The 12,425-nt window shown below is 67.2% G+C and carries 11 protein-coding genes; all 11 read right to left on the bottom strand.

Translation table 11 applies throughout. The annotated features are described in order from the left end of the window. Positions 1-17: 17 nt before the first annotated feature. The 11 genes from BLW48_RS00655 to BLW48_RS00705 all read right to left on the bottom strand — a co-directional run bounded on the left by BLW48_RS00655 (position 18) and on the right by BLW48_RS00705 (position 12,424). Positions 18-1,163, bottom strand: a complete 1,146-nt coding sequence (locus BLW48_RS00655; RefSeq protein ID WP_093049760.1) for an ABC transporter substrate-binding protein — start codon at positions 1,161-1,163, stop codon at positions 18-20. A gap of 1 nt (position 1,164) precedes the next feature. Continuing rightward, positions 1,165-2,331 (bottom strand): ABC transporter substrate-binding protein, encoded by a 1,167-nt coding sequence (locus tag BLW48_RS00660; protein ID WP_093172045.1) that lies wholly within the window; start codon positions 2,329-2,331, stop codon positions 1,165-1,167. Positions 2,332-2,380: 49 nt separating this feature from the next. Beyond that, the gene (locus BLW48_RS00665) at positions 2,381-3,112 is read right to left on the bottom strand and encodes an SDR family oxidoreductase (RefSeq protein ID WP_093172047.1); all 732 of its coding nucleotides are present in this window, start codon (positions 3,110-3,112) and stop codon (positions 2,381-2,383) included. Further along, a complete protein-coding gene (locus BLW48_RS00670; protein WP_093049750.1) occupies positions 3,109-3,921 on the bottom strand; it encodes a cyclase family protein in 813 nt (270 codons plus the stop codon). Before BLW48_RS00670 ends, BLW48_RS00665 begins: the two co-directional genes overlap by 4 nt. Positions 3,922-3,937: 16 nt before the next feature. Next, positions 3,938-5,191 carry an SDR family NAD(P)-dependent oxidoreductase gene (locus BLW48_RS00675; RefSeq protein ID WP_093172049.1) on the bottom strand — a complete coding sequence of 418 codons (1,254 nt, stop codon included), beginning with the start codon at positions 5,189-5,191 and terminating at the stop codon, positions 3,938-3,940. 85 nt (positions 5,192-5,276) lie between these two features. Then, positions 5,277-6,452: a thiolase family protein gene (locus tag BLW48_RS00680; protein WP_093172051.1), complete on the bottom strand. Its 1,176-nt coding sequence runs from the start codon at positions 6,450-6,452 to the stop codon at positions 5,277-5,279. Further along, on the bottom strand, positions 6,449-8,074 hold the full coding sequence (locus tag BLW48_RS00685; RefSeq protein ID WP_093172053.1) for an AMP-binding protein: 1,626 nt from the start codon (positions 8,072-8,074) through the stop codon (positions 6,449-6,451). Before BLW48_RS00685 ends, BLW48_RS00680 begins: the two co-directional genes overlap by 4 nt. Before the next feature lie 10 nt (positions 8,075-8,084). After that, positions 8,085-8,573 carry an aromatic-ring-hydroxylating dioxygenase subunit beta gene (locus BLW48_RS00690; protein WP_093172055.1) on the bottom strand — a complete coding sequence of 163 codons (489 nt, stop codon included), beginning with the start codon at positions 8,571-8,573 and terminating at the stop codon, positions 8,085-8,087. Then, the gene (locus tag BLW48_RS00695) at positions 8,573-9,886 is read right to left on the bottom strand and encodes an aromatic ring-hydroxylating dioxygenase subunit alpha (RefSeq protein ID WP_093172057.1); all 1,314 of its coding nucleotides are present in this window, start codon (positions 9,884-9,886) and stop codon (positions 8,573-8,575) included. The genes BLW48_RS00690 and BLW48_RS00695 overlap by 1 nt, the downstream gene beginning before the upstream one ends. Before the next feature lie 23 nt (positions 9,887-9,909). Then, entirely contained in the window at positions 9,910-10,902 is a 993-nt protein-coding gene (locus tag BLW48_RS00700; protein ID WP_093172059.1) for a PDR/VanB family oxidoreductase, read from the bottom strand. Between the two features lie 13 nt (positions 10,903-10,915). Then, positions 10,916-12,424, bottom strand: coding sequence for an indolepyruvate oxidoreductase subunit beta family protein (locus BLW48_RS00705; protein ID WP_093172061.1), 1,509 nt, complete (start codon positions 12,422-12,424; stop codon positions 10,916-10,918). Between the last annotated feature and the right edge of the window lies 1 nt (position 12,425).

Genomic DNA, 12,425 nt, shown 5'->3' on the forward strand with positions numbered 1-12,425 from the left:
CGGTGGTTCGGCGGAAACTACGGAACCAGCTTCCACTGGCCCTTTGTCATCTGCACGATGACCACGCCGCGCTGGTCGGAGCCATAGCGGTCGTCGGGCTTGAAGGTGTAGATGCCGTGCGTGCCCACCAGCTCCTTCGTGCTCACGATGGCGTCGCGCAGCGCCGTGCGGTACTGCGGCGTGCCCGGCTCGCCCTTGGTGCGCGAGGCCGCATCGGCCAGCAGCAGGTAGGCGTCGTAGGTGTACGACGAGAAGGCATCCGTTGGCACCGCGCCATTGACCTTCTGGTAGGCGTTGCGAAAGCCCATCGACACCTTCTTGATCGGGTTGCTGTCGGGCAACTGGTCGGCCACCAGCACCGGTCCGCTCGGCACCTGCAGGCCTTCGATGGAAGCGCCACCCACGCGCACGAAGTCGGCGTTGATGAGGCCGTGCGTGCCGTAGATCTTGCCCTTGTAGCCACGCTCGGCCAGCGCGATGTAGGGCAGCGCGCCGGGCGTGCCCGAGTTGCCGGCGAACACTGCATCAGGCCGCGACGCGACAATCTTCAGAACCTGCCCGGCCACGGACGAATCGCTGCGCGCATAGCGCTCGTTCGCCACCACCTTGATGCCGGCGGCGTCGGCGCTCTTCACCAGCGAGTCGTAGGCCAGGTCACCCAGTGCGTCCGAGAAGCCGATGAAGGCCACCGTCTTCACGCCCGATTTCTTCATGCGCTCGACCACACCAGCGACCATGAGCGGGAACGGCTGCGACACCGTCACCGTCCACGCGCCCTCGGGGCCGGCGATGGTGACCGGCGTGGGCGAGATCAATGGCGTGTTCAGTTCCCTGGCCACCGCTGCTATGGCCATGGCGCCTGGCACGCCGGAGGTTCCGATGAGCACGTCGACCTTGTCTTCGGTCACCAGCTTGCGTGCGTTGCGCCCGGCTGTGGTGGGATCAGAAGCGTCGTCGAGCACGATCAGCTGTACCTTGCGACCAGCAATCTCCGGGTGCTCGGCAATGGCGGCGCGGATGCCCTTTTCGTAAGGAATCCCGAGCGCGGCCACGGGGCCCGAGAGCGAGCTGATGAAGCCGATCTTCAGGTCAGCCGCCATGGCCTGAGAAGCCGCCAGCGCAAGCGCTGTTGCGCCAAGGATGTGGGTTAGCTTGTTCTTCATCTCAGGGCACCAGCTTCCATTGACCCTTTTCGAGCTTCACGACTACGCGCGAGCGGTCATCCGAACCATAGCGGTCGGTGGGCTTGAAGTTGTAGACCGAATGCGTGCCCACCAGCTCCTTGGTGCTCACGATGGCATCACGCAGCGCCAGCCGGAATTGCGGAGTGCCAGGCTCAGCCTTGCTGGCCAACGCGCGTTGCGCAGCATCGAGATAGATCAGCCACGCATCGAAGCTGTAGGCCGAGAAGGTGTCGGTGGGCGCCGCGCCGTTGGCCTTCTGGTAGGCGGCGCGGAAGTCCATCGCGATCTTCTTCATCGGGTTGTTGTCGGGCAGCTGCTCGGCTACCACCACCGGGCCCGTGGGCGCCAGCAGGCCTTCGACCGACGGGCCACCAACGCGGATGAAGTCGGGGTTGATCAGCGAATGCATGCCGTAGATCTTTCCCTTGTAGCCGCGCTCGGTGAGCGCGAGGTAAGGCAACGCACCGGGCGTGCCCGACGCACCGGTGATCACCGCGTCGGGGCGCAGCGCCACGATCTTCAGCACCTGGCCGGCCACCGACGAATCGCTGCGCGCATAGCGCTCGTTCGACACCACCTTGATGCCTGCCGTGGGCGCCGACTTCATGAGCGCGTCGTACACCAGGTCGCCCCAGGCGTCGGAGTAGCCGATGTAGGCCACCGTCTTCACGCCGGCCTGCTTCATCTTCTCGACCATCGCGCCCATCATCAGCGGCGCGGGCTGCGGCAGCGTCACCATCCATGCGCCTTCTTCGCCTGCCAGGTCGGCATTGGCGATGGAGATCAGCGGGGTCTTGGTTTCACGCGCCACGCCGGCAATGGCCAGCGAGCCCGGCGCTCCGGCCGTGCCGATGATGACGTCGACCTTGTCTTCCTCGATCAGCTTGCGCGCATTGCGCGCCGCCGTGGACGGGTCTGACGCATCGTCGAGCTGGATCACCTGGACCTTGCGGCCGCCCACCTCCGACTTGTAGGCGACTGCCGCCTTCATGCCCTTGTCGTACGGAATGCCGAGCGACGACACCGGCCCCGACATCGAAGTGATGAAGCCGACCTTGAGATCGGCGGCCCACGCGCCCGCGGCGCTCAGCGCGCCGAGGCCCGCGGCAATGGCCGCGAGTGTGCGAATTCGGTTCAGGACTTTCATGGCGAGGCTCCAGAGGTGGTTTTGGATGAACGTGAGGAAAGCAAAAAACTCAGAGGGCGAGACTTCCGACGCTGGTGCCGCCGCACACATACAGCACCTGGCCCGTGACGAAGCTGTTCTCGGCATCAGCGAAGAAACGCACGGCGCGTGCCACATCGGCTGATTCGCCGAGGCGCTTGACGGGCACCGAGGCTGCAAGCGCTCGTTCCTTCTCGCTGCCGGCTTCGACCACGTCGTAGAACATGTCGGTGCGGATCGGCCCCGGGGCCACCACGTTCACCGTGATGCCGTCAGCGGCAAGCTCCAGCGCCCAGGTGCGCGCCATGCCCAGCATGCCGGCCTTGGTGGCCGAGTAGCTGGTGCGCGTGGCCAGCCCCAGCGCGGCGCGTGACGACAGCAGCACCACGCGGCCGAAGCGCTGCGCACGCATCGCGGGCAGCGCACCTTGCACGAGCTGAATGGCACAGCCCAGGTGCAGGTCAACCAGCGCGTCCAGGTCGTCGAGCTTCACTTCGGGCAGCAGCGCGGCGCGGATGACGCCTGCGTTGTGGACGATGGTGGTCGGCGCGAAGCGTTCGACCAGTTCGCGCACCGCCTCGCCGGTTGCGGCGCGGTCGCTCAGGTCGACCTCGATGCTGTGCAGCTTCGGGTGGTCGATCTCGACCTTGCGGCGTGCGAGCGACACCACCTCGTAGCCCTGCGCGAGCAGGTCTTCGCAGATTGCCTTGCCGATGCCCGCGCTGCCGCCGGTGACGGCCGCGACTTTGGGCGCCGCGCTCATGCCGAGGCTCCCACCAGAGCCAGCACGCGCAGCGGGCTGCCGCTGCCCTTCTCGATCTTCAGCGGCGGGCAGATCAGCACCGCGCCGGCCGGTGGCAGCAGGTCGAGGTTGCTCAGGCACTGCAGTCCGTAGCGGCCCGCGCCGTGCATGTAGTAGTGACACGGGTACGGCGGCCGCAGGTGATAGCCCTGCCCCGCATCGGTGCCGATGGCTTCGGAGCCGAAGCCCAGCACGTCGCGCTGCTCGACCAGGAAGCGCACGGCCTCGGTGCTCGGACCCGGCGTGTGCTGGCCCGTCTCGTCGAAGTTCTGATAAGCCTCGGGGTCGCTGCGCTTGGACCAGTCGGTGCGCATCAGCACCCACGCGCCCTTCGGGATGCGGCCATGCGCCGCCTCGTAGCGCTCGATGTCAGCCACGCTCAGCAGGTAGTCGTCGTTCGACTGCACATCGGCCGAACAATCGATCACGCAGGCCGGCGCCACGAAGTGCTGCACGGGAATGGTGTCGACCGAGTTGTTCGGCAGGTCACGGCCCGAGATCCAGTGGATCGGCGCGTCGAAGTGCGTGCCGGTGTGCTCGCCGCAGGAAAAGTTGTTCCAGTACCAGCCCGGGCCGCGCTCGTCGTACTTCGACACTTCCTCGATGCGGAAGGGCCAGCACTGGCCCATCTCGGGCGGCAGCGCGATCTGCGGGAACTCGGGCGTGAGCGTCTGCGTGAGGTCGATCACGCGGATGCGGCCACTGGCCATTGCGGTCACCAGGCCGCCGAGGATTTCGGCGGCGGACATCAGTTCGGTTGTCGTGGTCATTCGTATGGCTCCTGTCTCAGCCGCCAGCCGCGAGCTCGCGCTCGAGCACCTTGGGGTTGTCGCGCCAGCGCTCCAGCCACTCCTGCGCCACGTCACCGGGGTAGACATCTTCCACGCCGTCGCGCAGCGCCTTCACGATGGCGTTGGCCAGCGCTGTGGGTGCGAGCTTGGGTGGTGGCGTGTGCTGGTTCCATTCGTCGTCGATGGGCCCCGGGAACACATTGATCACGCGGATGCCGGCCGGCCGCATCTCGGCACGCAGGCACTGCGCGAGCGAGTGCGCTGCGGCCTTCGACGCGCTGAAGGTGCCGTGCGGCGGGAAGTTGCTGAGCGCGTAGATCGACAGCAGGTTGACCCAGGCTGTCGCGCCGGTTGCGCCGTCGGCCGAGCGGCCCTTCAGCGCGGGGCCGAACTCCTGCGCCAGACGAAGCAGGCCGAAGTAGTTGATGTCCATCTCGGCCTTGGCCACGTCGGTGCCGCGCCGCGCGCCGATGCCGAAGGTGCGGTGCACCTCGGCGTTGTTGATCACGATGTCGACCTTGCCGCCGATGGAGCCCGCAAGCTCGGTCACCTGGCGGCCGTTGGTCAGATCGAGCGGCACCAGCGTGACCTGCGGCAGCGCCGAGATGTCGTCGAGCCCCTCGCCCATCTTCTTCCAGGGCTCGGCATGGCCGACCCAGACGATGTCTGCGCCAGCCTTCACCAGCGCGCGCACGATGGCCTGGCCGGTCTCGGTCTTGCCGTCTGTCACCAGCGCCTTGCGGAACTTGGGGTCGCTGGTCATTTCGCGAAGCATCTTGTCGTCGGCCATATGGGCACTCCCTTCATTCGGAAAACCAATGAGAACGGCCTGCCCCGCGCGGTCGAGCCGGGCGCCGACACGCACGCGTTGCGGCGCATCGCCGACTTCGCCGTGCAGGTGGACCATGAGCGTCGGGCCGGCATCGAGATGCACCAGGCCCAGCCGCCAGGGCAGCCGCTCGCGGAAGAACAAGTCGTTGCTGTGATGCAGCGTGGTGCTGCCGAGCAGCTCGCCCTCGCCGCTCTGCTGGCGCCAGCGCAAGGCGGCCGAGAGGCACTTGTGGCAGACCTCGCGCGGCGGGTACTGCACCGTGCCGCAGTCCTCGCAGGTCTGCAGCTCGAAGCGGCCTTCGGCGGCAGCGGCCGTGAGGCCGAGCGCCACGCGGCCACGCGCACCGGGCGGCAGGTTCATCTGCCGGGTGCGCAGCACCGGGTTCTTGCGCGGGGGGCGCATCATCGGCATGGTCATAGCGCCTCCGCCGGGCCGCCCCAAGGCAGGCGCGCGGCCCCCTCGGGGGGCAGTGCAGCCGTGAAGCGGCAAACGTGGGGGTACATCATTCCGGTCTCCCCAGGATGACGGCGCCTGTGCACAGGCAGCGGTCGTAGGTCACCATGCCGAAGCCGGCGACCAGGCCCAGCTGTGCATCGGGCACGGTGCGTGGGCCTGCTTGATCAGTCAACTGGCGGATCGCCTCGACCATGCCGAGGAAGCCGCCCGCCGCGCCGGCCTGTCCGGCCGAGAGCTGCCCGCCGCTCGTGTTGTTCGGAAAGCTGCCGTCGAAGGTCATGGTGTGCGACTGCACGAAGGCCGGGCCCTCGCCCTTCTCGCAGAAGCCCAGGTCCTCGAACTGCATCATCACGATGACGGGGTAGTCGTCGTAGGTCTGCACGAAGTCGAGCTCGGTGGGCTGGATGCCGGCCTGCGCATACAGGTCGTCGCGGTCCTTCCGCCATCCGCCCTGCACCATCACGGGATCTTCGGCGTAGGCGTTGTGGCGCTCGATGGCGCCGCGGATCACCACGTGCGCCAGGCCCAGGTCGCGCGCGCGCTCCTCGCTCATCACGAGGAAGGCATCGGCGCCCGCACAGGGCATCACGCAGTCGAACAGGTGGATCGGGTCGGAAATGGGCCGCGCGGCCATGTACTCGTCGAGCGTCAGGCCCTTCTTGAACATCGCGTTCGGGTTGCCGAGCGCGTTGGTGCGCTGGTCGACGCAGATGCGGCCGAAGTCTTCGCGCTTCGCGCCGTAGGTGCGCATGTAGTTGGCGGTGATGAACGCGAAGATCGAGTTCGGGCCGCCCGAGCCGTAGGGGTAGCTGGCATCGCGCGCGAAGTTGCTGAAGCTGCCCAGCGTCTGTCGGAAAGAATCGACGTGGTTGGTGTCGGCACCCACGCAAGCCACGATGTCGGCATCGCCCGCCTGCACGGCCCGCGCCGCGCGGCGCAGGCACATCACGCCAGATGCGCCGCCGGTAGGCACATGGTCGAGCCAGCGAGGCGACAGGCCCAGGTGCTGCGTGACACCCACGGCCGTGTCGGGCGCGAGCGAGAAGCTGCTGAGGCACAGGCCGTCGATCTGCTCCTTGGCCACGCCGCTGGCATCGACCAGCGCCTCGATGGCCTGCCCGATGAACCAGTGCGCGGTGCGCGTGGAGTAGCGCACGTAGGGCACGGTCACGGGCACCGCGACCGCGACGCCTTCGTAGGAGAGCCGTCGTTTCGTCGTCATGCCTGCCTCTTCTTCATGGCGCGTGTGTCGACGCAATGGCCCTGGCCCGGCAGCGACTGCGCCATTTCGCGCAGCTGGCCGCGCTGGATCTTCTGCGAAGGCGTGAGCGGCAGCGCATCGACGAAGGCCACGTAGCCGGGTGCCTTGTAGTACGCCAGCTGGGCCAGTGCGTGTTCGACGATGCTGGCGGCGATCTGCACGCGCTGCGAGGCATCGGCGCCTTCGCGCATCACGATGCAGGCCAGCACCTCGTCACCGCGCACCGCGTCGGGCGTGGCGGCAACGGCCGAAGTCTTCACCGCCGGGTGCTGGTTGAGCACGCTCTCGACCTCGACGGCAGAGATGTTCTCGCCGCTGCGGCGGATCACGTTCTTCTTGCGGTCGACGAAGAAGAAGTTGCCCTCGGCGTCGCGGCGCACCAGGTCGCCGGTGTGGAACCAGCCGTCGGCCCAGGCTTCGCGCGTGGCTTCCTCGTCCTTCAGGTAGCCGGTGAAGAAATAGCGCTTCGGGTCATTGCCGGCCGAACGCACCAGCAGTTCGCCCGGTGCATCGACGCCGACGTCGCTGCCATCCTCACCCATGAGGCGGATCTCGACGAAGTCTTCCTGCCGTCCGAAGCAGCTGGTGCCCACGAGACGCGGCTCGCGGTTGGCCATGATGCAGGCGGCTGCGCCGGTCTCGGTCATGGCCCAGGCCTCGACCAGCGGGAAACCGAAGCGCTCTTCGAAGGGCGCATGGTTCTTGCGGTCGACACCGGCGCCGAAGCCCCAGCGGATGGCGTGATCGCGGTCGGCCGCCGACTGTGGCGCGGACAGCAGCATGGCCGGCATCACGCCGAGGTAATGCACGATGGTCGCACCGCTTTCCTTCGCACTCGCCAGCCAGGTCTTCGGATGGAAGCGATCAAGCTGCACCAGGCAACCGCCCGCAACCAGCACCACCATGGTGGAGAAGGCCATTGCGTTCATGTGGTTCAGCGGCAGCGGCGTGATGACGCGCTCTGCATCGGGCCGGATGCTGCACACGCCGTCGAGCGACGCATACCACTCGCCCGCACGCAGGAAGTAGGCGTTGCTCAGGATGCAGCCCTTGGGCCGGCCCGTGGTGCCCGAGGTGTAGAGCAGGCCGCATTCGGTGTCGGTGCCCACGGGCTCATGGGTACGCGGTGCGGCGGTCTTCGCCGGCGGCACGGCGTCTTCAGGCCCCATCGTCTCGAAAGCCACGCCCGCCTGCGCCGCCGCGGCACGCAGGTCGGCCGCGCGCGCCGGCAGCGTCACGGCCAGGCCGATCTCGCTGTGGCCGATCAGGTAGACCAGCTCGGCCGAGCGCATCTCGGCGTTGATCGGCACCACGCTCACGCCCAAGGCATTCAGCGCGAGCCAGTGGAAGATGAAGGCAGGCCGGTTCTCCAGCAACAAGCCGACGCGGTGGCCGTGCCCGTAGCCGGCTTGCGCGTAGGCCGTGCGCAGGCGCTCGATCTGTGCGGCAGCCTCGCTCCAACGGATGGCGCCTGCTTCGATGCCATAGGCGGCCGCAGTCACCGATTCGGTGAACAGGAATTCGGCTTGCGGCGTGCGCGCCGCGGTGGCCGCAAAGACTTGATGGACGGTGGCGTGTGACATCTCGTCCCAGTCAGATGAAGAGCTGCACGGCCGGCAGGGCCGCATCGCAGTTGAGCAGGTTGACGCGCTTGAGCGTCATCCGCAGCGCGCCATCCTGCACCGTGAGGTGGTGGAAGAAGGTGCCGACGTAGAACTGCAGTTCGTCACCCTGCGATTCGGTGTAGTGAAACCCGGTGCGCACCACGTAGCGATTGGCCTCGGCATCGAACTGCTCGACCACCGGCACCTGCAACAGGTGGTGGCAGCGGCTCGGTGGCTGCTGCGAGAAAGCGCGCGGGCTCTTCAAGCGCTCGATGCGCAGGTCGCGCAGCAGCTTGTCTTCGTACAGGTGCGAGGTGTGGTTGAGGCCGTCTTCCTGGTCGGGCACCAGCGGAATCCAATAGAACGCGTCGTCGGTGAAGAGCGCGTTCCACTCTTCGTAGCGCCGCGTGTCGAGCAGGTGTGCTTCGTTCACGACGAAGTCGATCAGGTCCTGGCGGGTGACTTCGGTACCGGCCATTACATCGTCTCCGTCATGCGTTGCACCCAGCTCCGGTACTGGTTGCGCATGGGCAGCTCGTTGGTGCCGCCCGTTGTGATCTCGCCGCCCTTCAACTCGGAGGGGTCGTAGTCGCGGTGCAGGCTCACCCACTCGTTGCCGCTCGCGTGCAGGCCGGCCTGCATGCCTCGGTAGGCCTGCAAGTCGTCATGCCCCACCACCGAGAACGGCGAGTTGATGAGCCGGTTGTACATGGTGGTGCGCTGCAGCAGCTCGGACGGCGCCCCCTTGAGGCGGAAGGTCCAGCTCTCGATCAGCGTCTTGTCGGCCGAGATCGGCTTGACCACGCGGATCGCCTGGATCGCGCCCTTGATCGTGAGGTTCGGGTAGTACACGGTGTTGTGCCGCGCCATGCCGAGGATGTGCGCCGTCTTCTCCTCGCCGTAGCGCGCCTTCATGGCGTCGTCGTACGCGGGGATCGCCTTGTACTTGCTGTGGATGCTGAAGTGCACGCCCGTGAAGCTGTGGCCGTTATCGTAGGTGCGGATGCCCATGTCCTCGAAGAACTTGTAGTCGGACATGAAGGGCGCGAACTGCTCTACCGCCATGGGCTTGGGCTCGTCTTCGGGCTTGTCGGCCCACATGCGCTTGGCGGTGCCGGCGGAAGATTCGTGCGCCACCATGGGGTGCATGGTGTCGTTGAGGTTCTCGACGAACATCTTCCAGTTGCACTGGTGCATGAAGCGCAGGCAGCCGCCCGCAATTTCGAGCTCGCCTTCGGGCGAGCGGTCGGCCATGTTGTCGATGGAGCTCAGCGAGTCGCCGAAGTATTCGTCGAAGTCGGGGCCTGCGTCGTTGATCTTCACGAAGATGAAGCCACGGTGGCTGCGCACGTGCTTCACGGTGGTAAGGCCCTTGCCCGACTCGCACTCGTGCAGTTGCGTGTGCTCATAGCCCGTCTTCAGCGGAATCGCCAGCGGTGCGCCGTCGGTCTTGAATGTCCAGGCGTGGTACGGGCAGCGGAAGAACTTACCGGTGTTGCCGCAGGGCCCGTTCACGAGCCGCGAGCCTTTGTGGGCGCAGCGGTTCATCATGGCGCGCACGCTGCCGTCGGAGTGGCGCACGATGATCAGCGGGCGGCCCGCGATCTCGTTGCTGATCCAGTCGCCGGGCTTGGGCAGTTGGCTTTCATGGCCGACGTAGTTCCAGGTGTTGGCGAAGAAATGCTCTTGCTCCAGCTCGAACAGTTCCTGGCTGGTGTACAGGTCGCGGTGCACGCGATCATGCTGCACCAGCGCGCGGATGGCATCGGGGTTGTCTCGGTACGAGGTCATGGTTCTCATGGCTCCTTGCTTCATCAGATGTAGAGCACCAGGCGCGCACCCTTGGCGCGCGAGATGCAGATCTGCATGACGTTGCCCTCCGCCTTCTCACGGGCGGTGAGCACGTAGTCGCGGTGGTCGATCTCGCCTTCGAGCACCGGCACCGCGCATACACCGCATTCGCCGCGCTTGCAGTCGAACATCGGGTCGCAGCCGTTCTCTATCAGGCAGTCGAGGATGCTCTGGTCGGCCGGCACGGTGAAGCGCTGGCCCGACTGGGCGAGCTCCACCTCGAAGGGCTGATCGCCTTCTTCCGCGACGGGCTCGGTGAAAAGCTCGAAGTGCACGCGGTCATGTTCCCAGCCGCGCGCCTGGGTGCGCTCGAGCACGGCGTCGAGCATGACCTTGGGGCCGCACACGTAGAGGCGGTCGCCGGTGGGAACGCTGTCGAGCAGCGCGTCGATATCGAGCGGCGTGCCGGCCTCGGCGTCCGCGTGCACGCGCAGGTCATCGCCGAGCAGGGTTTGAAGCTCGGGCAGGAAGGCCATCAGGTCGCGGCTGCGGCCGGCGTAGTGCATGCGCACGGCTGCACCTTCGGCGCGGCGGCGGGCGGCCATGGTGGCGAGCGGCGTCACGCCGATACCGCCGGCCACCAGCACGGTGCCGCCGGGGCCGGTGTGCAGCGGGAAGTCGTTCTTGGGCGCCTCGATGGCGAGGGTGTCGCCCTCTCGCAGCTGCTCGTGCATGAAGCGCGAGCCGCCCCGGCCTTCGGCCTCCTTGCGCACTGCGATCACGTATTCAGCCGGCGCATTGGTGGCATTGCGCGCCGTGTCGAAGTTGATGAGCGAGTAGTGGCGCCAGTCGGTCTTGCCGTCGGGCAGCGACACCTGCACGCGGATGTGGGCGCCGGCTGCAAAGCCGGGCAGCGCGCGGCCGTCTTCGGCGCGCAGGCGCAGCATGCGGATCAGCGGATTCAACGCCCGCGCCTCGACGACGCGCAGTGAAAGGGTGGCTGAGGGTGCGGTCATCTTCGTTGTCTCTTCAGGCCAGTGCGTGCTGTGCCAGTGCAGCCTGCAGCTTGTGGCCATGTTCGTCGGCCAGGGCCGCATCGCGCAGTTCGCGCAGCGTGGCCGGTGCCAGCGCTGTGCCGGCGCGCTCGACAGCACGCATCACGGTGTCGTAGTTGCGGATGCCGCGTTCGTGCGTATCGCTGTAGCCCTTGACGAGGCGCTGGCACTGGGCCAGTTCGACGGCCAGTTCGGGGTTGCGTTGCGCGGTGGCGGCGATGCGCCGCAGCCATTCCTCGATACGGCGGTTTTCTTCGGCATAGCGCATCGTCGACAGGCGCCAGCGCTTGCATGCCGCCACGATGCGCAGCATGAGGTAGCCGCGCAGCGAGCTGGTCTGGATCACCCGGCCGTGCTGCGTGAAGCGCTCGACGAGCTTCTTGGGCATCGTCGAGTTCATGAGCCAGCGGCCGATGCCGCCAGGCAGCGTCTCGCAGATTTCCTGCAGGCGCGGGTGCATGTATTCGTTGATGGCGAGCACCTGGCCCGGTTGTACGCGGGCCTCGCCGCGCACGCGCTCGAAGCGGGTGGCGCGGGTCTTCAGGGCTGCGACGCGGGCGGTGTCTTCATAGGACATCCAGAGCGCGAGGTGACGCGCGGTTTCGCGCAGCAGGCGATGGTCGTCGTTGCCCGGCAGCGCGGCGATGGCGGCCATGCGGTCGAGGTACAGGCTGGCGTAGGCCGGGTCCTGGTAGTCGATGAGACGGCGCACGCCTTCGAGCAGGAAGTCTTGCGCTTGCACCGGGAAGTCGTGTTGCACCCGCTCAACCAAAGCCCGCACGGCCGGGTGGCGCGGTTGCGGCGCCGGCGCGGCGATAGGCACTTCTTTCGCAGGCTCGCCGTCGTCACCGCCCTGTGCGCGAGAGAACGCCGCGCCAAAGGCCTTGAGGCTGGGCTTCACGCCCACGCCGCCTCGCTCGATGGTTGCCTCGAACTGCGCGCGGCTGAATGGCAGCACGCCCGAACCTGCCAGCGTGCCGAACAGCACGGCGCTGATCACGCTGCCCGAAGCTTCGGCTGCCTGTGCCATGTCGAAGCGGATGAAGCGCTTGGCTGCCTTGGCGGTGTGTGCGAGAAGCTGGTCGCTGTCGACGCGGCCATCGCCCAAGGCGCTTTTCTCCGCAATGGAGAAGACACGGTGCGTGGATGCGATCAGCGTGGTGCGGTCGCGCGTGACGAGGCCGCGCTGCACGGCACGCCCGGCCTCCATGAGCTCCGACGCCAGCACCACGTCGACGTCGCCCGGCAGCGGCATCAGCGCGAGCACCGGCAGGCCGCCATCGGCCTCGGCCTGCGCCGCGGGATACAGCTCGACGTAGTAGATGGTCGCGCCGGTGCGCTGGGCCACGCCCGGCACCGAAGTGGTCTGGGCGACGTAGCCGTTGGCCTCGCCCATGTCGACGATCCAGTCGGCCAGCACGCCGCCGCCCTCCCCGCCCATGGCGAGGATGGCAACCTTTATGGGTTGTGCGTTGCTCGTCATT

This window comes from Variovorax sp. YR266 (assembly GCF_900107295.1).
Taxonomy (GTDB): domain Bacteria; phylum Pseudomonadota; class Gammaproteobacteria; order Burkholderiales; family Burkholderiaceae_C; genus Variovorax.

Bases quoted from the DNA above. Each gene is read 5' to 3' on its own strand.
- BLW48_RS00655 (WP_093049760.1), bottom strand. From the start codon at position 1,163: ATGAAGAACAAGCTAACCCACATCCTTGGCGCAACAGCGCTTGCGCTG.
- BLW48_RS00660 (WP_093172045.1), bottom strand. From the start codon at position 2,331: ATGAAAGTCCTGAACCGAATTCGCACACTCGCGGCCATTGCCGCGGGC.
- BLW48_RS00665 (WP_093172047.1), bottom strand. From the start codon at position 3,112: ATGAGCGCGGCGCCCAAAGTCGCGGCCGTCACCGGCGGCAGCGCGGGC.
- BLW48_RS00670 (WP_093049750.1), bottom strand. From the start codon at position 3,921: ATGACCACGACAACCGAACTGATGTCCGCCGCCGAAATCCTCGGCGGC.
- BLW48_RS00675 (WP_093172049.1), bottom strand. From the start codon at position 5,191: ATGACCATGCCGATGATGCGCCCCCCGCGCAAGAACCCGGTGCTGCGC.
- BLW48_RS00680 (WP_093172051.1), bottom strand. From the start codon at position 6,452: ATGACGACGAAACGACGGCTCTCCTACGAAGGCGTCGCGGTCGCGGTG.
- BLW48_RS00685 (WP_093172053.1), bottom strand. From the start codon at position 8,074: ATGTCACACGCCACCGTCCATCAAGTCTTTGCGGCCACCGCGGCGCGC.
- BLW48_RS00690 (WP_093172055.1), bottom strand. From the start codon at position 8,573: ATGGCCGGTACCGAAGTCACCCGCCAGGACCTGATCGACTTCGTCGTG.
- BLW48_RS00695 (WP_093172057.1), bottom strand. From the start codon at position 9,886: ATGACCTCGTACCGAGACAACCCCGATGCCATCCGCGCGCTGGTGCAG.
- BLW48_RS00700 (WP_093172059.1), bottom strand. From the start codon at position 10,902: ATGACCGCACCCTCAGCCACCCTTTCACTGCGCGTCGTCGAGGCGCGG.
- BLW48_RS00705 (WP_093172061.1), bottom strand. From the start codon at position 12,424: ATGACGAGCAACGCACAACCCATAAAGGTTGCCATCCTCGCCATGGGC.